Annotated in this window: 1 protein-coding gene; it reads right to left on the bottom strand. The window is 56.3% G+C overall.

The features are described from left to right. Positions 1–778, bottom strand: a 778-nt coding sequence (gene fliD / locus FN633_RS10120; RefSeq protein WP_208674194.1) for a flagellar filament capping protein FliD, incomplete at both ends; no start/stop codon positions are given.

Here is a 778-nt window from a genome sequence, read left to right as displayed (position 1 = left end):
GCTTTGGTCAGCTTGGTGCTGTCGACTGTCAGCTTGCCGTTCAGATCCTGGGTAATACCCATCTGCGACAGAGTAGAAATTGCCCCGGTTCCCTGGCTGGTGGAGAGCTGTGAACGCAGGCGCGTCTGGATATTACGCAGCGTGCCGTCGCCAAGCAGATCGCCGTTCGAGGTGCTCTGGCTGGTGCTGCCCTGATCCACCGCCGTATATTTGGTCTGGTTAGTGATGGTGGTCTGCAGCGAGTTATAGGCGTCAACGTAGGCCTGGATCGCCGTCGTCATCGGCTCGTTGTCTTTGACAACGGACAGCGTCTCCGGACTGCCGACGTTGGTTTTGGTCAGCGACAGGGTTACGCCTTCTGGCGCATCGGTAATGGTGTTGCTGCTGCGGGTGATGGTGATGTTATTGATTTTAACAATCGCATCTTTTGCCTCCACCTGCTGGGTCATCGCACTCTTTGAACTGTCGGTGGCGTCGTAACTGATGTACTTCGCCAGCTCGCTGTCGTCAGTGCTGATGGTCATCGCATTCGTCGTACCGCTGTCGCGAGAGGTCAGCGACAGGTAGTAGCTGTTATCATCTGCTTTAATGATGCTGGCGGTGACGCTGCCCTGTTTGGCGTTGATAGCATCGCGCACATCGGCAAGGCTGGTTTTATCGCTGGCCAGCGTCACCGTCATGGGATCTTTCTGACCCGGCTGGGTGATAGTGATTGTCCGTGAGCTCAGGCTGCTGTCGCCCAGATCGGTGTCCTTACTGCTCGCCTTTGGGCTTAACA

It is taken from the genome of Pseudescherichia vulneris (genome assembly GCF_902164725.1).
Classification (GTDB): domain Bacteria; phylum Pseudomonadota; class Gammaproteobacteria; order Enterobacterales; family Enterobacteriaceae; genus Pseudescherichia; species Pseudescherichia vulneris.
The sequence above is the reverse complement of the archived record's forward strand: the minus strand, read 5'-3'. Positions and strand labels throughout refer to the sequence as shown.